The 17,926-nt window shown below is 66.8% G+C and carries 20 protein-coding genes; 8 read left to right on the top strand and 12 right to left on the bottom strand.

Annotation, left to right across the window (positions count from 1 at the left end):
• Window positions 1-24: 24 nt before the first annotated feature.
• The gene (locus Q0D93_RS04590; protein ID WP_294391769.1) at window positions 25-666 is read right to left on the bottom strand and encodes an alpha/beta hydrolase; all 642 of its coding nucleotides are present in this window, start codon (window positions 664-666) and stop codon (window positions 25-27) included.
• 104 nt (window positions 667-770) lie between these two features.
• Between Q0D93_RS04590 and Q0D93_RS04585 the strand changes: the two genes are divergently transcribed.
• The 3 genes from Q0D93_RS04585 to Q0D93_RS04575 are packed head-to-tail and all read left to right on the top strand — an operon-like array spanning window position 771 to window position 3,255.
• A complete protein-coding gene (locus Q0D93_RS04585; protein ID WP_294391768.1) occupies window positions 771-1,814 on the top strand; it encodes an aminotransferase class V-fold PLP-dependent enzyme in 1,044 nt (347 codons plus the stop codon).
• A complete protein-coding gene (locus tag Q0D93_RS04580; protein ID WP_294391886.1) occupies window positions 1,811-2,926 on the top strand; it encodes a cysteine desulfurase family protein in 1,116 nt (371 codons plus the stop codon). The genes Q0D93_RS04585 and Q0D93_RS04580 overlap by 4 nt, the downstream gene beginning before the upstream one ends.
• The gene (locus Q0D93_RS04575) at window positions 2,923-3,255 is read left to right on the top strand and encodes a 2Fe-2S iron-sulfur cluster-binding protein (protein ID WP_294391767.1); all 333 of its coding nucleotides are present in this window, start codon (window positions 2,923-2,925) and stop codon (window positions 3,253-3,255) included. The genes Q0D93_RS04580 and Q0D93_RS04575 overlap by 4 nt, the downstream gene beginning before the upstream one ends.
• 16 nt (window positions 3,256-3,271) lie before the next feature.
• Here the strand turns inward: Q0D93_RS04575 and Q0D93_RS04570 are convergent, their stop codons facing one another.
• The 3 genes from Q0D93_RS04570 to mutS are packed head-to-tail and all read right to left on the bottom strand — an operon-like array spanning window position 3,272 to window position 8,993.
• On the bottom strand, window positions 3,272-6,040 hold the full coding sequence (locus Q0D93_RS04570) for a [protein-PII] uridylyltransferase (protein WP_294391766.1): 2,769 nt from the start codon (window positions 6,038-6,040) through the stop codon (window positions 3,272-3,274).
• Window positions 6,041-6,089: 49 nt separating this feature from the next.
• Entirely contained in the window at window positions 6,090-6,380 is a 291-nt protein-coding gene (locus Q0D93_RS04565; protein ID WP_294391765.1) for a hypothetical protein, read from the bottom strand.
• A 27-nt stretch (window positions 6,381-6,407) separates the two neighbouring features.
• Window positions 6,408-8,993 carry a DNA mismatch repair protein MutS gene (gene mutS, locus Q0D93_RS04560; RefSeq protein WP_294391885.1) on the bottom strand — a complete coding sequence of 862 codons (2,586 nt, stop codon included), beginning with the start codon at window positions 8,991-8,993 and terminating at the stop codon, window positions 6,408-6,410.
• 159 nt (window positions 8,994-9,152) lie between these two features.
• Between mutS and Q0D93_RS04555 the strand changes: the two genes are divergently transcribed.
• Window positions 9,153-9,350 carry a hypothetical protein gene (locus tag Q0D93_RS04555; RefSeq protein WP_294391764.1) on the top strand — a complete coding sequence of 66 codons (198 nt, stop codon included), beginning with the start codon at window positions 9,153-9,155 and terminating at the stop codon, window positions 9,348-9,350.
• A 22-nt stretch (window positions 9,351-9,372) separates the two neighbouring features.
• On the opposite strand, the gene Q0D93_RS04550 is transcribed toward Q0D93_RS04555, so the two are convergent.
• From Q0D93_RS04550 to petA, 5 genes are read right to left on the bottom strand one after another with little or no spacing between them, the layout of a single operon-like run.
• The gene (locus Q0D93_RS04550) at window positions 9,373-9,666 is read right to left on the bottom strand and encodes a DUF1244 domain-containing protein (RefSeq protein ID WP_294391763.1); all 294 of its coding nucleotides are present in this window, start codon (window positions 9,664-9,666) and stop codon (window positions 9,373-9,375) included.
• A 16-nt stretch (window positions 9,667-9,682) separates the two neighbouring features.
• Window positions 9,683-9,841: a hypothetical protein gene (locus Q0D93_RS04545; protein WP_294391762.1), complete on the bottom strand. Its 159-nt coding sequence runs from the start codon at window positions 9,839-9,841 to the stop codon at window positions 9,683-9,685.
• A gap of 48 nt (window positions 9,842-9,889) precedes the next feature.
• On the bottom strand, window positions 9,890-10,732 hold the full coding sequence (locus tag Q0D93_RS04540; protein ID WP_294391761.1) for a cytochrome c1: 843 nt from the start codon (window positions 10,730-10,732) through the stop codon (window positions 9,890-9,892).
• 25 nt (window positions 10,733-10,757) lie between these two features.
• A complete protein-coding gene (locus tag Q0D93_RS04535) occupies window positions 10,758-12,047 on the bottom strand; it encodes a cytochrome b/b6 (protein ID WP_294391760.1) in 1,290 nt (429 codons plus the stop codon).
• A gap of 11 nt (window positions 12,048-12,058) precedes the next feature.
• On the bottom strand, window positions 12,059-12,652 hold the full coding sequence (gene petA / locus Q0D93_RS04530) for a ubiquinol-cytochrome c reductase iron-sulfur subunit (protein ID WP_294391759.1): 594 nt from the start codon (window positions 12,650-12,652) through the stop codon (window positions 12,059-12,061).
• Between the two features lie 181 nt (window positions 12,653-12,833).
• On the opposite strand from petA, the gene hemF reads away from it, so the two are divergent.
• Together hemF and Q0D93_RS04520 are read left to right on the top strand one after the other, a co-directional pair.
• Complete coding sequence (gene hemF / locus Q0D93_RS04525; protein ID WP_294391758.1) at window positions 12,834-13,682, top strand: oxygen-dependent coproporphyrinogen oxidase; 849 nt, start codon at window positions 12,834-12,836, stop codon at window positions 13,680-13,682.
• Between the two features lies 1 nt (window position 13,683).
• The gene (locus Q0D93_RS04520; RefSeq protein ID WP_294391757.1) at window positions 13,684-14,274 is read left to right on the top strand and encodes a GNAT family N-acetyltransferase; all 591 of its coding nucleotides are present in this window, start codon (window positions 13,684-13,686) and stop codon (window positions 14,272-14,274) included.
• On the opposite strand, the gene Q0D93_RS04515 is transcribed toward Q0D93_RS04520, so the two are convergent.
• Window positions 14,244-15,062 carry a hypothetical protein gene (locus Q0D93_RS04515; RefSeq protein WP_294391756.1) on the bottom strand — a complete coding sequence of 273 codons (819 nt, stop codon included), beginning with the start codon at window positions 15,060-15,062 and terminating at the stop codon, window positions 14,244-14,246. The two genes, Q0D93_RS04520 and Q0D93_RS04515, sit on opposite strands and share 31 nt — an antisense overlap.
• 87 nt (window positions 15,063-15,149) lie before the next feature.
• Here Q0D93_RS04515 and lipB point away from each other — a divergent pair, with 87 nt between their 5' ends.
• A complete protein-coding gene (gene lipB, locus Q0D93_RS04510; protein WP_294391884.1) occupies window positions 15,150-15,827 on the top strand; it encodes a lipoyl(octanoyl) transferase LipB in 678 nt (225 codons plus the stop codon).
• Between the two features lie 85 nt (window positions 15,828-15,912).
• Entirely contained in the window at window positions 15,913-16,137 is a 225-nt protein-coding gene (locus tag Q0D93_RS04505) for a hypothetical protein (protein ID WP_294391755.1), read from the top strand.
• A gap of 60 nt (window positions 16,138-16,197) precedes the next feature.
• On the opposite strand, the gene Q0D93_RS04500 is transcribed toward Q0D93_RS04505, so the two are convergent.
• Both Q0D93_RS04500 and trxA read right to left on the bottom strand, forming a co-directional pair.
• Window positions 16,198-17,460, bottom strand: coding sequence for a L,D-transpeptidase family protein (locus tag Q0D93_RS04500; RefSeq protein WP_294391754.1), 1,263 nt, complete (start codon window positions 17,458-17,460; stop codon window positions 16,198-16,200).
• 135 nt (window positions 17,461-17,595) lie between these two features.
• Window positions 17,596-17,916 carry a thioredoxin TrxA gene (trxA, locus tag Q0D93_RS04495; protein WP_294391753.1) on the bottom strand — a complete coding sequence of 107 codons (321 nt, stop codon included), beginning with the start codon at window positions 17,914-17,916 and terminating at the stop codon, window positions 17,596-17,598.
• Between the last annotated feature and the right edge of the window lie 10 nt (window positions 17,917-17,926).

Below are 17,926 nucleotides of genomic sequence, written 5' to 3'. Positions count from 1 at the left end.
GCAACGGCCAGGTTACCAGACCGTTCAGCCGTTGAGCCGCATATCCAGATAATCGTCCACCGACTTCATCAGCTGCGGCATTTCATGCTCGAAGAAGTGGTTGGCCCCCGGGATCACATCGTGGTGGATCGTGATGTGCTTCTGCGTGCGCAGCTTGTCGACCAGCTTCTGGGTCGCGCCCGGCGTCGCCACCTCGTCCGCCTCGCCCTGGATGATGATGCCCGACGACGGGCATGGCGCCAGAAAGGTGAAGTCGTAGAGGTTGGCGGGCGGGGCGACGGAGATGAAGCCCTTGATCTCCGGCCGGCGCATCAGCAGCTGCATCCCGATCCACGCGCCGAAGCTGACGCCGGCGATCCAGGTGGTCTGCGCTTCCGGATGGATCGACTGGACCCAGTCGAGCGCCGAAGCAGCATCGGACAGTTCGCCGACCCCGTTGTCGAACACGCCCTGGCTCTTGCCGACACCGCGGAAATTGAAGCGCAAGGTGGCGAAACCGCGACGGACGAAGGTCTTGTATAGCTCCTGCACCATACGGTTGTTCATGGTGCCGCCCGCCTGCGGATGCGGGTGGAGGATCATCGCCACCGGCGCGCGCGGGCGCGGGCCAGGCTGGAAACGACCTTCGAGACGGCCTTCGGGGCCAGGGAAAATGACGTCGGGCATCGCTCTCGCTTCAGAATGACGGGGATGCGCTTGGGAACGCGCGCGCGCCGCGCCTATATAGAAAAGGCGCATCATCGCGCAATCATGGAGACATGAAAGCTCACATGGCCGACCGCATCTATCTGGACCATGCTGCGACGACGCCGATCCTGCCGGCAGTGCGGGAGGCGATGGTCGATGCATTCGGGCGCTGGGCCAACCCCTCCTCGCCCCATGCGGAGGGGCGCGCGGCGCGGGCGGCGCTGGAGGATGCGCGGCGGCGGATCAAGGCGGCGCTCGACTGGGACGGAGCGGTGATCTTCACCGGCGGCGCGAGCGACGCCGCCGCGCTGGCACTCACCCGCGCACGGCGAGCGACACGCGCAGTGTCCGCCGTCGAGCATGACGCGATCCTGCGCCTGGGCAAGGACGCCACCATCATTCCGGTCGATGCCAGCGGCACAGTCAAACCCGAAGCTATCCCCGGCGATGCGCTGGTGGCGGTGCAGGTCGCCAATAGCGAGACGGGCGTGATCCAGCCGCTGGACGACCTTGCCGTAACGGTCCGGGAGCGCGGAGGCCTCTGGCTGGCCGATGCGGCGCAGACCGCGGGCAAGATCCCGCTGCCCTCGGCCGACATGCTGATCCTGTCGGCGCACAAGCTTGGCGGCCCGCCGGGAATAGGTGCTTTGCTTATCAAAGAGTTAGGGTCGCTTCTTGCTATCGGAGGACAGGAGCAAGGCTATCGTCCCGGCACGGAGAATGTTCCTGCCGCGATCGGTTTTGCCGTGGCGCTGGAGCAACGCGGACCGCGCGACCACCTCGCTTCGCTGCGTGCGAGAATCGACGCGGCGACGCGCGAGCTTGGCGGCGTGGTGGTAGCGGATGCGAACTCGCGCCTGCCGGAAATCGCCTCCTACCGGCTGCCTGGCCTGGCTGCCGCCGCCCAGCTGATCGAGCTCGATGCGGCCGGCATCTCGGTTTCGGCGGGCAGCGCGTGCAGCTCGGGCAGCCTGCGGCCGAGCGCGGTGCTGACCGCGATGGGGTGGGACGAGACCGCCGCGCGCGAGGTGATCCGCGTCAGCCTGGCTCCCCAAACGACCGATGCCGAGGTCGACCTTTTCCTTCAGGCATGGCGCCGCATCGCGGATCGGCGGCGCGCGGCATGATCTATCTCGATTACCAGGCGACGACCCCGCTTGCGCCAGCGGCCCGTGACGCGATGTTGCCGTGGCTGAACGACCGGTTCGGGAACCCCCACTCCCCCCATCGCATGGGTCGCGAGGCGGCGGCGGCGGTGGAACTCGCCCGGATGCAGGTGGCGGCTCCGTTCGGTGACGGTGGGCGCCTGTTCTTCACCAGCGGCGCGACCGAGGCGATCAATTGGGCGCTGAAGGGCCTGATGGCGGCGGCACCACCGGACCGGCGCAAGCTGGTGACGGTCGCGACCGAACATGCCTGCGTACTCGACACGGCGCGCTGGCTGGAAAAGATGGGGTATGAGTGCGCCATATTGCCGGTCGATCGCGACGGGCGGGTCGACCTGGACACGGCGCGCCGGACGATCGACGCACGCACGGCGGTCGTGGCCGCGATGCTGGTCAATAACGAGATCGGGACGATCCAGCCGATCGCCGCGCTGGGCGAGAGAGCGCGCGCGGCGGGCGCGCGGATGGTCTGCGACGCGGCGCAGGGCTATGGCCGCATCGCCATCCCGATCGAGCATTGCGATGCCGTCGCCATTTCCGCGCACAAGGTCCATGGCCCCAAGGGGATCGGCGCTTTGTGGCTGCGCGACGGGGTTGAGCCGGAACCGCTGCTGCATGGCGGGGGGCAGGAATATGGGCTGCGATCGGGCACGTTGTCGCCGTCCTTGTGCGCGGGATTCGGTGCCGCTGCCGCCGTGGCGACGGAGCGCATGGACATTGACCTTCACCACGCTGCCGCGCTGCGCGACCGGCTTCTCGTCGCCCTGGGGCCGGACTGGCAGGTAAATGGCGGCATGGACCATCGCTACCCCGGCAACCTCAACCTCCGCCGCGACGGCGTGGATGCGGGGCGACTTATCTCGGAGCTGCGGCAGATCGCCTTCTCCGCCGGTTCGGCCTGCGCGAGCGGATCCGGCCGGGCGAGCCATGTCCTCAGCGGCATCGGTCTGTCGGACCAGCAGGCACGCGCCTCTATCCGGCTGGGTTTCGGCCGCTACACGACGGAGGATGAGGTGGATCGCGCCGCCGTCCTGATCGAACAGGCCGCCGCGCGACAGTGGGAGTGGGCATGAAGATATGGTTCCTGTCGGCCGGGGGCGAGACGATCGGCGACGTGGAGGCGGCCAGCGGCGAACGTCTGCTCGACATCGCCCAGGCGAACGGCCAGGCGTTGGAAGGAACATGCGAGGGGCAGATGGCCTGCTCCACCTGTCACGTCATCGTCGCGCCCGAAGACTTTGCCAAGCTGCCGCCCGCAAGTGCCGACGAAGACGACCTGCTCGACCTGGCGGCGCATGTCACCCGCACCAGCCGGCTTGCCTGCCAGATCTGGCTGGAGGAAGATTGGGGCACCCTCACCGTCCGCATCCCCGCCGACGCGCGCGACATGCAGGGGCGCTGAAGCCGCTCAGCTCCGTTTAGGCCGCCTTGCGCGCCTTGTCGGCGGGCTCGCCCCCGGCGGCGGCCAGCAGCAGCCGCTCCAAGGTACGCAGGCGCGCCGGACTGGTGATCTTGTCCCCAATCAGGTCGGTGACGTAGAAGACGTCGATCGCGCGCTCGCCATAAGTGGCGATGTGGGCGGAGTGTATCGTCACCTTCGCCTCGAACATTGCATAGGCCAGCGCGTGCAGCAAAGCCGGACGGTCCCCGGCATGTACCTCCACCACCGTGTAGCGGTTGGAGGCATTGTTATCGATCAGCACGTTGGGCACGACGGTGAAGGCATGGGCGCGCATCCGCGGCGCCGGCTTGGCGCCCAGCTTGGCGGCAAGCTGCCCCCTGGCCGCAAGGGCATCCTCGATCGCCTGCGACAGGCGGCGCAGCCGGTGCGGATCGTCCAGCGCCTGCCCGAACGGGTCCTGCACCAGGAAATTGTCGACCGCCATGCCATCGCGCGTAGTGTGGATGCGCGCGTCGATGATGTTGCCGCCCGCCAGGTGGATCGCGCCTGCCACTCGGTAGAACAAACCCGGATGGTCGCCGGCATAGACCGTAACCAGGGTCGCCCCCAATTGGGGATCGGCCATGGCAGAGATGGACAAGGGTCGCTTGCCCGCATCCGCCGCGGCGATCTGCCGGGCGTTGCGCTCCAATATGTCCAGGCTTTCGGCAACCCAGTAGCTGTCCGGGAAGCGGCGCACATGCGCCTCGAACCGCGCGTCGGGCCAGCCGAGTTCGTCGGCCAGGTCGGCGCGCTTGAGGTCGATCCGCTCGCTCCGCCCGCGCTGCTTGTGGCCGAGCCGCAGCACCTCCTCCGCCGCATCGTAGAGGTCGCCCAGCAGCTGCCGTTTCCACCCGTTCCACACGCCCGGGCCCACCGCGCGAATGTCCACGATGGTCAGCACCAGAAGCATGCGCAGCCGCTCCGGGCTCTGCACCAGTTCGGCGAAGTCGAGGATGGTCTTGAAATCGGACAAGTCGCGTTTGAACGCCGTCGCGGACATCAGCAGGTGGTAGCGGACCAGCCACGCCACCGTCTCCGTCTCCGCCGCCGACAGACCAAGGCGCGGGCATAGCTTCTCGGCAATCTCTGCGCCCAGCTCCGAATGGTCGCCGCCGCGTCCCTTGGCGATGTCGTGCAGCAGCACGGCGACATAGAGCGCGCGCCGCGACACGATATGGCCCACGATCCTGGACGCCAGAGGATGATCCCCCAGCAGGTCGCCCTTTTCGATGCGCGCAAGCAGGCCGATGGCGCGGACGGTATGCTCGTCCACCGTGAAATGGTGGTACATATCGAACTGCATCTGCGCCACCACGCGGCCGAAATCGGGCACGAAGCGGCCGAACACGCCCGCCTCGTTCATCCAGCGCAGCACCGTTTCGGGATTGCGGGGGGACGACAGCACCGACAGGAACATGGCGTTGGCGCGCTTGTCGTCGCGCACAGTGCCGTCGATCAGCCGGGCGTCGCGCCCCGCCTGTCGCATGGCAAGGGGGTGGATTTCCAGCTCGTAGCGATCGGCCAGCGCGAACATCTGGATCAGGCGGACCGGATCCTCCGCAAAGAACGTTTCGTCAGGGATCGTCAGCCGCTCGCGCTGGAGCAGGAATCCTTCCAGCTTGCGCTTGCGCCGGGGCAGGCTGGGCAGCCCCAGTCGGCGGGTGCGGGCGGCGAAGCTTTCGTCCAGCTGCGCCAGGAATATGCCGGTAAGGTCGCCCACTTCCTTCGCGGTCAGGAAATAATGGCGCATGAACCGCTCCACGGCCGCGCGCCCCGGCCGGTCGGCGGCATAGCGCATCCGCGACGCAATCTCCGCCTGAACGTCGAAGGTCAGCCGGTCCTCGGCCCGGCGCGCCAGGATGTGAAGGTGGCAGCGCACCGCCCACAAGAAGTTTTCCGCGCGGCGGAACCGGCGCAGCTCCTGCGCGGTGAACAGGCCGGTATCGACCAGTTCGGCCACCGTCCGCACCTTGTAGACATATTTTCCGATCCAGAAGAGCGTGTGGAGGTCGCGCAAGCCGCCCTTGCCTTCCTTCAAGTTCGGCTCGACCACATAGCGGCTGTCGCCCATCCGCTCATGCCGGGCATTGCGCTCGGCCAGCTTGGCGGTGATGAATTGCCGCGCCGTGCCGGACATCACTTCGCGGTCGAAGCGGGCCGCGCCCTCGTCATACAGCGCCTCGTCTCCCCACACGTAGCGCGCCTCCAGCATCGCCGTGCAGACCGTCAGGTCGCTCTTGGCCATGCGCACCATGTCGTCCAGCGATCGGCTGGAATGCCCCACCTTCAGACCGAGGTCCCATAGCAGATAGAGGATCGACTCAATCACCTGCTCGACCCATGCCGTCTGCTTCCACGGCGTGACGAATGCGATGTCCACGTCCGAATGGAGCGCCATCTCGCCCCGCCCATATCCTCCGACCGCCAGCAGGGCGATGCGCTCGCCCGAACTGGGATGGTTGTTGGGGTAAAGCCGCTGGACGGTCAGGTCGAAGGCCAGCCGCAGCAGCTGGTCCGTCAGGAAGGCATAGGCCGCCGCCGTCTCCGCACCGCGACTGGGATGTTCCGCCAGCCTGCGGGCGATCTCCGCGCGCCCCTCATCCAGCGCCTTTTTCAGGATCGGCGTGGCAGCGGCACGGAGCCCGGCGGAATCGCTTACCGGCAGATCCGTCAAAGCATCGGACAGGGTGCGCCGATTGATGATCGCGCGCCGGCTCGGCAAAGCATCGAAGCGGGTGCTCATGCACGTCAGATAAGGCCGGCTCCCCCCGCCGTCCATGGCAGGCGCGGGATCAGGATTGCGTCAGCGCCAGCACCATGATGGCGCCGATCAGCGCGACCAACCCGAACAGGAAGATGCGGTCCGCCCATGGTCCGGTTCCGCCGGGTCGAAGCTCGTCCCCGGAACGCAGCGCCAGATAGGACAGGAAACAACTCAGCCCGAAGGCGATGGCGGCCATCCAGGCGATCTCGTCCGCGAAGCTGCTGCGCGCGACCTGGCTGACGTTCAGCCCGGCGATGATGACCAGTGCGATGCCCAACAGGTTGGACGCGGCATTCAGGATATGGCTCGGGCGGTGCATTCCGGTATCCTACCGTGTCGGTGGCTGTCAGTCGGATGAACCGTCCGCGGCGATCGCCTTTAGCCGATAGACCAGCTCCAGCGCCTCGCGCGGGCTCAGTGCATCGGCATCGACTTCGCCGATCGCATCGCGCAGGGGATCGGGCCGGACATCCTCCTTGTCCGCCGCCGCCGCGAACAAGGGCAGGTCGTCGAGACCGGCCGCCAGACCGCCGGTTGCGGCGCGCCCCGCCTCCAGTCGTTTGAGCACGTCCCTCGCTCGCGCGATCACGGGCGCGGACAGGCCGGCCAATCTCGCCACCGCCAGGCCGTAGCTGCGGTCCGCCGGACCGGAAGCAACCTCGTGCAGCAGCACCAGATCGCCTTTCCACTCGCGCGCGCGGACATGGTGGAGTGACAGCGCGTCCAGCCGCTCGGCCAATCGGGTCAGCTCGTGATAATGGGTCGCGAACAGGCAGCGGCAGCGATTGATGTCGTGCACCGCCTCCACCACCGCCCAGGCGATGGCGAGGCCGTCATAGGTGGACGTGCCGCGCCCGACCTCGTCCAGGATCACGAAACTGCGTTCGGTCGCCTGCGCCAGGATGGCGGCGGTTTCCACCATCTCCACCATGAAGGTCGATCGCCCGCGCGCAAGGTTGTCGGACGCGCCGACGCGGCTGAACAGCCGGTCGCACAGTCCCAGCGTGGCGGAGGCGGCGGGCACGAAGCTGCCGGCCTGCGCCAGGATCAGGATGGCGGCATTCTGGCGGAGAAAGGTCGATTTGCCGCCCATGTTGGGGCCGGTGACCAGCCACAGCCGGTCATGCGGTCCGAGATTGCAGTCATTGGCGACGAAGCGCCCGCCGCTGGCCGCGACCGCGCTTTCGACCACGGGATGCCGGCCTTCGGTGATCTCCATGCAGGCCCGATCGACCAAGCCCGGTCGCGCCCAGCCGCCCTCCGCCGCCCGCTCCGCCAGCCCCGCCGCGACATCCAGCCGGGCCAGCGCATCCGCCGTCGCCGCGATCGCCCCGGCGCGCGCCAGCGTGTCGCCGACCAGCTCCTCCAGATGCGCCGCCTCCGCCGCCAGCGCATGGGCGCCCGCCTGCCCGACCTCGCTTGCATGTTCGTGCAGTTCGGGGGCGTTGAAGCGCACCACTCCCGCCAGCGTCTGCCGGTGCGTGAAGCCGCTGTCGGGCCGCATCAGCGCATCGGCGGACTTGGCGGGAACCTCGACATGGTAGCCCAGCACATTGTTGTGGCGGATCTTCAACTGGCCGATGGCGGTGTGGGTGCGATAGCGCGCTTCCAACGCCGCGATGGCGCGCCGCCCCTCCCCACCCCGACTACGCAGCGCATCCAGCGCGGGGTCATAGCCTTCCGCGATATAGCCGCCCTGCGCCGTATCGATCGGCGGTGAGGCAACCAGCGCGCGCTGCAACCGGTCGATCAGCGCGCCGTGCCCCAGCAAGGCGGGCAGCAACGTATCCAACAAGGCGGGGCGCGGGGCGAGCGCCGACAGCACGCCATGCAGGCGATGCGCCTCGTTCAACCCGTCGCGCAATTGCGCCAGGTCGCGCGGGGCCCCGCGTCCCGCCACCAGTCGCCCGAGCGCGCGGGCAATGTCCGGCAGGCTGCGCAAGGTCGCACGCAGCCGCGCCCGCAGATCGCCCCCGTCATGCAGGAACGCGACCAGGTCCAGCCTCTGTTCGATCCGGTGAAGGTCGGTCAGCGGGGCGGAGAGATCGCCGCCAAGCAGCCTCGCGCCGGCGCCGGTCACCGTCCGATCGAGCGCATCGAGCAGGCTGCCCTTGCGCCCGGTGCCGCTCGCGACCGTAATCTCCAGGCTCTCGCGCGTCGCCGCGTCGATCATCATGTGATCGCTGACCATGCGCCGCGTCGGCGGTTGCAGAAACGGCAGGCTGCCTTGCCCCGCCCGCTCCAGATAGGTCAGCAATCCCCCGGCAGCGCAGAGTTCGACACGCTCGAACGCGCCCCACCCATCCAGCGTCGCCACATGGAACAGCGCCTTCAGCCGCCGTTCGGCCCCGACGCTGTCGAACCCGCTTGAGGGCGTCAGCGGCAGCATGGTCGGCAGGTCGAAACCCTCCGGCGCGACCAGTTCGGCCGGGCCCAGCCGGGCCAGTTCCGCATCAAGGTTGGCGCCGGCGACCGCGCCCAGTTCAAACCGCCCGGTCGAAATGTCGGCCGCGGCGAAGCCCACCTCGCCCCCCGCTTTGACCACCGCCACCAGCCAATTGGCGGCGCGAGCATCGAGCAGCACCTCCTCCGTCAGCGTGCCGGCGGTGACGATGCGGACGATGGCGCGACCTACCAAAGCCTTGCTGCCGCCGCGCTTCTTGGCCTGTTCGGGCGTTTCCGTCTGTTCGGCGATGGCGACGCGGTGCCCCGCCTTGATCAGCCGGGCGAGATACGCCTCATGGCTGTGGACGGGCACGCCGCACATCGGGATCGGAACGCCGCCATGTTCACCGCGCGCGGTCAGCGCAATGTCCAGAACCCCGGCCGCGGCCCGCGCATCCTCGAAGAACAGTTCGAAGAAGTCGCCCATGCGGTAGAAGAGCAGGCAATCCTGCGCCTCCGCCTTGAGCGCGAGATACTGGGCCATCATCGGGGTGGGCTGATCGGTCACGCCAGCCGCTTACAGGCGCGCGACCGGCTTGGGGAAGCGGGTTTCGGCGAACCGCTCCCGGCCAGCTGCCCGATCCTGAGCGGTCCCGCGCGATGCCCCCGCTTGACCACGAAGCCTGCTGGCGGCAGCGTCCGCGGCATGACCGACGCAGATTTGACCCTCACCATCCCCTTCACACGCGAGCAGATCGAGGCGATCGATCACTGGATCGCGCGCCATGACGATCCCAAGCCGACGCGTGAGGATGCCGTTCGCCAGCTGGTGGCCGGGCGACTCGGCGCTTACGGTCCTTCAACCATCATCCCGCAATTCACCACTGGCCGCGACATCGTCTAAACGCAGCGGCTTGCGTCTGAACTCAGCGCGGATTGCGCTTCAGGCTTTCGTCCATACGGGCGAGCTGCTCGGGCGTCGCCGGCTGCTGGTGCTGCGCCTTCCAGTCGGCATAGGGCATGCCATAGACATGCTCGCGCCCCTGCTCCTTGCTCAGCGTGCCTTGCGACGCCTCCGCCAGCCAGTCGCCCAGGCAATTGCGGCAAAAGCCGGCCAGCCCCATCAGGTCGACATTCTGGGCGTCGGTGCGGTGCTGCAGATGCGCGACCAGGCGGCGGAAAGCAGCTGCGGCGGTGGCGTCGTCATAATCGGGTAGCATGCCGGCATTTTAGGCGTCAGCGCGCCACCGGCCAAGCCCAGATCAGCGCATTGCCGATCAGGACCAGTGCGGCCACCACCATCAACAGGCCATGCCGTCTTTCGCCCCGCCGGGCGAAGCGCCACGTTCCGCCGGCTGCCAGCGCGACCGCCGCGATCACGACGATCGCCAGCACGGCCGGGTTGCATTCATGGCACCGCGATCCGGAACTATCACCCCTGGCTCAATGCTTCTTGCCCCGCCAGATGTTGCGATAGGCCGCATAGGCCAGCGCCGTGGCGATCAGCAGGTAGATCACCACCCCCACGCCCGCACGGTGGCGGTTTTCCAGCTTCGGCTCGGCCGCCCACATCAGGAAGGCCGCCACATCGTCCGCCATCTGCGCGACGGTGGGCTCGGTCCCGTCCGCATAGGTCACCTGCCCCTCCGCCACCAACGGCGGCGGCATCGCAATATTGAGGTTTGCGAAATACGGATTGTAATGGAGCCCCTCCGGCGTCCTCGCGTCGGGGAACCGCTTCACCAGCTCCGCCGGCTGCGCCTCATAGCCGGTCAGCAGCGAGAAGACGTAATGCGCCCCGCCCTCGCGCGCCTTGGCCATCAGCGACAGATCGGGCGGCAGGGCATTGTTGTTGGCCGCGCGGGCGGCGGTTTCGTTGGCATAGCTCGCGGGGAAATAGTCGCTCGGCAGCGCCTTGCGGGTCGTCGGCTCGCCCGTATCCGGGTTGATCGCCGGAACCTCCACCGGCCATTGCTTGGCGATGGCCTTCACCTCGGGCTTGGAGAAGCCGATCCCTTCCAGGTCGCGGAACGCCACATATTTCATCGAGTGGCAGGCGGAGCAGACCTCCTTGTAGACCTGGAACCCGCGCTGGAGCTGCTGCCGGTCGTAGCGGCCGAGCGGGCCGTCAAAGCTGAAGCTGATGTCCTTCGGCTCGCGATGATAGACATGGGCGGCGGACACCACCTCCGCTTCGTGCGGTGTCGTGATGAACCCCCAGAACAAGGCCAGCAGGAAGCCGATGCCGATGACCGGAGCGATAAAGGGTCCGATGTAGCGGAGCATGATGCGATGATCCCCCTTGCCCGTGTCAGGCCGTGTGCAAGCCGACGGGTGCCGCCTCGGCCTGCTCGCCATGCAGCACGGACTCTGAAATCGAGTTCGGCATCGGCAAAGGCCGTTCCATCGCGGACACGAACGGCAGGATGATCAGGAAATGCGCGAAATAATAGCCGGCGCACAATTGGCTGACGATCACTACCGTCGCGGTCGGCTCCGCCTGCCCGACATAGCCGAGCACCAGCACGTCCAGCACCAGCGCCCAGAAGAACCATTTGTAGACGGGCCGGTAATGGGCCGAACGCACCGGTGAACGATCGATCCACGGCAGGAAGAACAGCAGCAGGATCGCCCCGAACATCGCCATCACCCCCCACAATTTGGCGGGAATGCCCAGGAAGTCGCCGGTGAACGCCTTCAGGATCGCGTAGAAGGGCAGGAAATACCATTCCGGCACGATATGGGCGGGCGTCGAGAGCGGATTGGCCTCGATATAATTGTCGGGATGGCCCAGCAGATTGGGTTGAAAGAACAGGAACAGGGCAAAAACGGTCAGGAACACGCCCACGCCGAACCCGTCCTTGGCCGTGTAGTAAGGATGAAACGGCACGGTATCCTGCGGCCCCTTCACGTCCACGCCGGTCGGGTTGTTCGATCCCGGAATGTGCAGCGCCCAGATGTGCAGGATGATGCACCCGGCAATGACGAACGGCAGCAGGTAATGGAGCGAGAAGAAGCGGTTGAGCGCGGCATTGTCCGGCGCGAACCCGCCGAGCAGCAGGGTGTGGATCGGCTCCCCCACGATGGGTATGGCGGAGAAGAAGCCGGTGATCACCTGCGCGCCCCAGAAGCTCATCTGCCCCCATGGCAGCACATAGCCCATGAACGCCGTCGCCATGATCAGCAGGAATATCACCACGCCGATCAGCCACACCATCTCGCGCGGGGCCTTGTACGATCCGTAGTAAAGCCCGCGAAAGATGTGGATGTAGACCACCGCCAGGAACATGCTGGCGCCGTTGGCGTGGGCATAGCGCAGCAGCCAGCCGGCATTCACGTCGCGCATGATCGCCTCGACCGAGCCGAAGGCGACCCCGGCGTTGGTGGCATAGTGCATCGCCAGCACGATGCCGGTCACGATCTGGATGGTCAGCGCGAGGCCAGACAGCACGCCGAAGTTCCAGAAGTAATTGAGATTGCGCGGCACCGGATAGCCCGCCCCCACCGCATTGTAGACCAGGCGCGGCAGCGGCAGACGCACATCCAGCCACTTCATCAGCGGGTTCTTCGGCGCGTAATTCTCAGCCCAGGGAAAGCTCATTGCCGGTCTCCTCAGCCGATCTGGACGACGCTGTCGGACTTGAACGCATAGTCCGGCACCTGCAGGTTCTTGGGCGCCGGCCCTTTGCGGATGCGTCCCGCAGTGTCGTAGGCGGATCCGTGGCACGGGCAGAAATAGCCGCCGAAATCGCCCCGATTCTCGCCCGGCGTCACCCCCAGCGGTACGCAGCCGAGATGGGTGCACACCGCCATGGTGATCAGCCAGTCCTGCTTGCCGGGCTTGGTGCGGTCGGCCAGGGTCTGGGGATCGCGCAGGTCGGACACGTCGACGGCATTCGCCGCCGCCACCTCCTTCGGCGTCAGGCGGCGGATGAAGACCGGCTGCTTGCGCCACGACACCTTGATGCCCGACCCCGCCGGGATCTTGGACACGTCCACCTCGGTCGAGGCGAGCGCCAGCACGTCGGCCGAGGGGTTCATCTGGTTGACCAGCGGCACGGCGACCACCACGGCCCCCACCCCGGCGAAACTGACTGCCGCAATGTTAAGGAAGTCACGACGGCGCGGACCTGTGCCGTCCTCATGCTCAGCCCCAATCACCGGAGGGCGTTGATTGGGATCGTCGACCAGTTCGGACGTCACCATCTGCGGGCACCTCTGCGTTGGTCCTGTTTTCTGGCACGCATACACCGCCCGCACACGCAAATGGCGGCACGAATGGACTTTGATAGACAACAGTTCGATGCTTTGCCAAGCATGGATTAGTGTTCTGCGATACGTTCGCAATAACAAGGACTTGCCTTGCCGCAGCCGGAGCGGCACGGCGATGCCGATGATATTGGACGACGAACAGCTTCGCGCGCGGACGTGGTTTGAGGCCTTGCGCGACCGCATCTGCGCCGAATTCGAAGCGATCGAGCGGGAAGCGGGGAGCGATGCCGCCTTCACCTACACGCCGTGGCAACGGACCGATCCCACCGGCGCGGACGGCGGCGGCGGGGTACGCGGCCTGATCAAGGGACGCGTTTTCGAGAAGGCCGGCGTCAACGTCTCCACGGTCGGCGGGCATTTCGCGCCCGAATTCGCCCGGACGATCCACGGCGCCGCCGACGATCCGCGTTTCTTCGCCACCGGCATCAGCCTGGTCGCGCACATGGCCAATCCGCACGTGCCCGCCGTGCACATGAACTGCCGCTTCCTTGCGACCACCAAGCGATGGTTCGGCGGCGGGGCAGACCTCAATCCTCCCATCCCGCAGCAAGGCGATACCAGCGACTTCCACGCTGCCTTTCGCACGGCGTGCGAGGATCACCCGGGCGTGAGCGATTATCCGCGCTTCAAGCAATGGGCCGACGATTATTTCTACATTCCCCATCGCAAGGTGCATCGCGGCGTCGGCGGAATTTTCTTCGACCATCTGGAGGGCGGGTTCGACGCCACCTTCCCCTTCGTGCAGGCGGTAGGTGAGGCATTCCTCCACATCTTCCCCGACATCGTGCGCCGGCGCATGGGCCAGCCGTGGGACGACGCCGACCGTGCAAGGATGCTTGCCTTCCGCGGGCGCTATGCGGAGTTCAATCTTGTCTATGATCGCGGAACATTGTTCGGACTCAAGACCGGCGGCGACGTCGACGCCATCCTGATGAGCCTGCCGCCGGTGGCGACATGGTCGTGACATGCTGACCCCGGTTGCCCCCAGCGAGTTGGCGGCGATCGTCACGTCGCTGGAGATGCGCGCGCGACCGTCCGTTCGCCCGTTTCCCGCCTCCCCGTTGCGGCTGGCACGCTGGCGAGCGCCCACCCCGGACGCCTATCGCACCTTGTTCAGGCGGGTCGGCGCGCCTTGGCTGTGGTTCTCGCGGCTGCTTCTGTCGGACGCGGACCTCGGCGCCATCATCCATGATGACGCGGTCGAGATCCATGCGGTGCTGGACCCGGCGGGGATCGAGGTCGGCCTGCTGGAACTCGATTTCCATCAGGCAGGCCAGTGCGAGATCGCCTTCTTCGGCCTGGTCCCGGAACTCGCCGGCCAGGGGCAAGGCCGCTGGCTGATGGCGCAGGCGCTGATGCTCGGCTGGCGGCGCGACGTGGAGCGGCTATGGGTGCATACCTGCACGCTGGACCACCCGTCCGCGCTCAACTTCTACCGCGCGCAAGGCTTTACGCCGTTCGCGCGGATGGTGGAGACCTTCGCCGATCCCCGCCTGCTCGGTGCCTTGCCGCGCGATTGCGCGCCTCAAATCCCCCTGCTCGATCCGCCGAGCTGAAGGAAATAGACGGCACCCAGCAGGTGCAGCCCCGCACCGACCAGAGCGGCCAGCAGGCGGGACACGAACGCGTTCACGGCAAAAGCAAGATCCGGCGCGCCCAGGCCATTTCCGGCGAGAAGCACCACCGCGCCGATCGCGCTGCCCAGCGCCAGCACCACGATCATGCCGCCGACCACATAGACGGCGAAGCCGGCGAACAGGCGCCAGAACAGCTTGCGCGTCAGGTGCCAGCTCTCGCTGATCGCCGCCATCGGCCCTACCCGGCGGGTTAGGATGATGCCGTTCAGGACGGACAGGCGCGCGGCCGCCACGATCACCATCCCGCTCAGCGCACCGAACAGCAGCGACTGCACCACCCGCATGTCCAACCGCAGCATGAACAGGACCAGGGTCACCACGAACGCCGCCGCCATCAGTCCGGCGAACAGCAGCACCAGCACCCCGATCATCACCGGCAGGCGACGGAAAGCCAGCAGGATCGCCTCCTTGACGCTGATGCGCGGCACCACCGCCAACGCGGTCAGCGCCAGCCCACCCAGCGATCCGCACAGGAACAGGACGATGCTGAGCGGGAACAGCCAGCGCGCCGCCTGCATGATCGGGGCGGGGTTGCCCGCCTCCATCGCGGCGGTCAGGCCGGTCCGCAACGCTTCCGGCACTAGCAGGTCGGTCGCGAACGACGGCAGCACCATGAAGGCCAGCATCACCGGCAGCAGCAACGGCCATTCCCGCGCGACGATGCGCTGGGTGCCAAGGAAACTCTGTTCGATCGAAAACGCGGCCAAGATACTCTCCCGTTGTCGCCTTATCATCGGACGGCACGGCAAAGGCAATCGAGCGCCGCGCTTGCGATCCCGTTCGCGTCCGGCCAGATGACGGTCATGCCTGCACCGCTGGAACAGATTGAATGGCGCGTGTCGCCAGGTTTGACCGATTATCCTGCAGCCCTAGCCGAGATGGAGGCGCGCGCCGCCGCGATCCGGGACGGCACCGCACCGGAATTGGTGTGGCTGCTGGAACATCCGCCCGTGATCACCGGCGGCACCAGCGCCGCCACCGAAGAGCTGCTGGAGCCCGGCCGCTTCCCGGTCCACACGGCGGGACGCGGCGGCCGCTACACCTATCATGGGCCGGGCCAGCGTGTCGGCTATGTGCTGCTCGACCTGGATGCGCGCGGGCGCGACGTCCGCTGCTATGTCGCCGCGCTGGAGGACTGGCTGATCGCCACTCTGGCCGAACTGGGCGTTGCCGCGCGCAAGGCGCCCGGTCGAATCGGCATCTGGGTCGATGATCTGGAGGGGCGCGAAGCCAAGATCGGTGCGATCGGCGTGCGGGTCAGACGGTGGGTGACCTTGCACGGCTTCGCGCTGAACGTCGCGCCCGATCTGACACACTTCAACACGATCGTGCCGTGCGGCATCGCCGAATATTCCGTGACCAGCCTTGCCGCCCTGCACCGCCCGGCCGGGTTTGCCGAACTGGACGCGGCGCTTCGCGCGGGCTTTGCCGACTTCCTGCGTTCACTCGTGCGTCTGCCCTTCTCCTCTTGAGGCGTTGACGCAATGTGGTAATGTCCCGCGCGATTTGGGTGATGCTAGAAGGCCCGGTCCAAATCGAAAATATAGGGAGTCTGACATGCGAGACATTCTGAAGAAGACCACCGCCGTTGCGCTGGTTGCGGCGGCTCTGGCCGTCTCCGCCTGCTCGAGCGAGACCACCAACGTGACCGAGAACGTGTCGATGACCGACATGAACGACATGGGCACGATGAACGACATGGCCGCCACCGACATGATGGCGGACAACGGCACCATGGCCGACAACAGCATGATGGGCGACAACTCCATGAACATGGAGTGATCGTCTGATCACCGGTTAGGGAAAGGGGCCGTCCGGTATCGGGCGGCCCCTTTCTTTTTGTCAGCGATTCAGCGCCACCAGGGTAGTGCCCGCGCCCCCGCCGCGCTGGCCGTCCAGCTGGGCCAGGATCACGTTGTCATATTGATAGGGGTCGCCATAGCTGGTCAACGCACCGTTGGCATCGAGATCGACCGTGAAATAGACCAGATAGACCGGCCATTGATGCGGCAGCCTCAGCGTCTGCGTATCGGCGCCGGCCAGCGCCTGCTCCAGCGCGACAGCGTCGCCGCCCTCACGCGACATCAGTTCGGACGCCAGCTGGTCGATATTGCTCACCCGGATGCAGCCATGGCTGAGCGCGCGCTGGTCGCGCTTGAACGCGGTCTTGGCGGGCGTATCGTGCAGGTAGATGGCCTGGTCGTTGTCCAGGTTGAACTTGATCCGGCCCAGCGCATTGCGCGGCCCCGGCGCCTGCACGATCGCGCGCGCGCCGTTGCCGAGATCCTTGTAGCGGAAACCACCCTGCCCCGCGCGGATGTTGGCGCTCTTGACGATGCTGGCCGGCACATACCATGACGGATTAACCACCAGGGAGTTGGCCGGGCTGATCATCAGCGGCGTCGGCGTCGCCTTCGCGCCCACCACCACCGTGTAGCTGGAGCGGACCAGCCCGCTCTCCACCACATCCAGCTTGTAGCTGGGTACGTTCACGTAGATGTGATCGTCGCCCATGGCACGCGGCATCCAGCGCCAGCGTTCCATGTTTACCCGGATCCGGTCGCGCATGACAGGGTCGTCGGTCTCGGCCAGCGCATCGCGCAGGGCCGCGTAGCGGGGATTGTCGGGCAGCAGCGACGCGTAGAAGCTCGGCAGCGATCCGGCATTCGCCGCCGCATGCAGCCGGTCGGGCAGTTGCGCGCGCTCATAGGGCGAGCGTTCGATCATCCAGTTCATGCTCGACCGGTCGGTCACCCGGCCGAAATGATAATCATTGGCAAGGCGTAGCGCCGCCGCCTCGGCCAGGATGTCGAGCGCGGGACCGGTCCCGCCGCTGGCGCCGTCCACCGCCTGGCGCAGCGTGGCGAGGTTGTAGTCAGCGGGATTGAAGCCTTCGCGTTCCGCGCCCTGGATCACGCCGATCAGCTGCTTCACCGCCTGGCGACTCCAGCGTCCCTCGGGTGCGGTTTGGATGTCCGGCAGCAACGACGTAGATGCCGTGACGGCGGCGACCGCGGCAGGAACGACGCATGGCGCCGCGCCACAGGCCAAGGCGGCGGCGAGGATCGCACGTCCGAACGACATGTGGCTCACGCTTTTACGCATCTTACGCTCCCTGTACTCTTGCCAGCAGAACGTATGAGCGGTTAGGCCGATCCCTGTTTACCTTCTTGTCAATCGAAAGAACAACGACCGGTCGCTCGCGCGCCGGCCGTTGCGGATTTACCATGATGGCGTGGCTCAGATTTCGCCTTCCAGCCATCCCTTCAGCTGGCTCTTGGGCGCGGCGCCGACCTTGGTCGCGGCGGGCGCACCGCCCTTGAACAGGATCATGGTCGGGATACCACGCACGCCATAGCGGCCGGGCGCGTCGGGATTTTCGTCGATGTTGATCTTGGCGATCGTCACCTTTCCGGCGAGTTCGTCCGAAATCTCCTCCAGCGCCGGGCTGATCATGCGGCATGGCCCGCACCATTCCGCCCAGAAATCGACGAGCACGGGGCCGTCCGCCTGCAGCACGTCGCTTTCCCAGGAGGAATCGGTGATCTTCTTGGTCGCCATCGCAGGACTC

Source organism: uncultured Sphingomonas sp., assembly GCF_934560975.1.
Lineage (GTDB): Bacteria > Pseudomonadota > Alphaproteobacteria > Sphingomonadales > Sphingomonadaceae > Sphingomonas_I.
Note: the sequence above shows the minus strand (reverse complement) of the source record. Positions and strands in the feature narration are given on the sequence as shown.

Excerpts from the sequence above, each read along its gene's own strand:
- Q0D93_RS04590 (WP_294391769.1), bottom strand. The coding sequence starts at position 666 with ATGCCCGACGTCATTTTCCCTGGCCCCGAAGGCCGTCTCGAAGGTCGT.
- Q0D93_RS04585 (WP_294391768.1), top strand. The coding sequence starts at position 771 with ATGGCCGACCGCATCTATCTGGACCATGCTGCGACGACGCCGATCCTG.
- Q0D93_RS04580 (WP_294391886.1), top strand. The coding sequence starts at position 1,811 with ATGATCTATCTCGATTACCAGGCGACGACCCCGCTTGCGCCAGCGGCC.
- Q0D93_RS04575 (WP_294391767.1), top strand. The coding sequence starts at position 2,923 with ATGAAGATATGGTTCCTGTCGGCCGGGGGCGAGACGATCGGCGACGTG.
- Q0D93_RS04570 (WP_294391766.1), bottom strand. The coding sequence starts at position 6,040 with ATGAGCACCCGCTTCGATGCTTTGCCGAGCCGGCGCGCGATCATCAAT.
- Q0D93_RS04565 (WP_294391765.1), bottom strand. The coding sequence starts at position 6,380 with ATGCACCGCCCGAGCCATATCCTGAATGCCGCGTCCAACCTGTTGGGC.
- mutS (WP_294391885.1), bottom strand. The coding sequence starts at position 8,993 with ATGATGGCCCAGTATCTCGCGCTCAAGGCGGAGGCGCAGGATTGCCTG.
- Q0D93_RS04555 (WP_294391764.1), top strand. The coding sequence starts at position 9,153 with ATGACCGACGCAGATTTGACCCTCACCATCCCCTTCACACGCGAGCAG.
- Q0D93_RS04550 (WP_294391763.1), bottom strand. The coding sequence starts at position 9,666 with ATGCTACCCGATTATGACGACGCCACCGCCGCAGCTGCTTTCCGCCGC.
- Q0D93_RS04540 (WP_294391761.1), bottom strand. The coding sequence starts at position 10,732 with ATGCTCCGCTACATCGGACCCTTTATCGCTCCGGTCATCGGCATCGGC.
- Q0D93_RS04535 (WP_294391760.1), bottom strand. The coding sequence starts at position 12,047 with ATGAGCTTTCCCTGGGCTGAGAATTACGCGCCGAAGAACCCGCTGATG.
- petA (WP_294391759.1), bottom strand. The coding sequence starts at position 12,652 with ATGGTGACGTCCGAACTGGTCGACGATCCCAATCAACGCCCTCCGGTG.
- hemF (WP_294391758.1), top strand. The coding sequence starts at position 12,834 with ATGCCGATGATATTGGACGACGAACAGCTTCGCGCGCGGACGTGGTTT.
- Q0D93_RS04520 (WP_294391757.1), top strand. The coding sequence starts at position 13,684 with ATGCTGACCCCGGTTGCCCCCAGCGAGTTGGCGGCGATCGTCACGTCG.
- lipB (WP_294391884.1), top strand. The coding sequence starts at position 15,150 with ATGACGGTCATGCCTGCACCGCTGGAACAGATTGAATGGCGCGTGTCG.
- Q0D93_RS04505 (WP_294391755.1), top strand. The coding sequence starts at position 15,913 with ATGCGAGACATTCTGAAGAAGACCACCGCCGTTGCGCTGGTTGCGGCG.
- Q0D93_RS04500 (WP_294391754.1), bottom strand. The coding sequence starts at position 17,460 with ATGCGTAAAAGCGTGAGCCACATGTCGTTCGGACGTGCGATCCTCGCC.
- trxA (WP_294391753.1), bottom strand. The coding sequence starts at position 17,916 with ATGGCGACCAAGAAGATCACCGATTCCTCCTGGGAAAGCGACGTGCTG.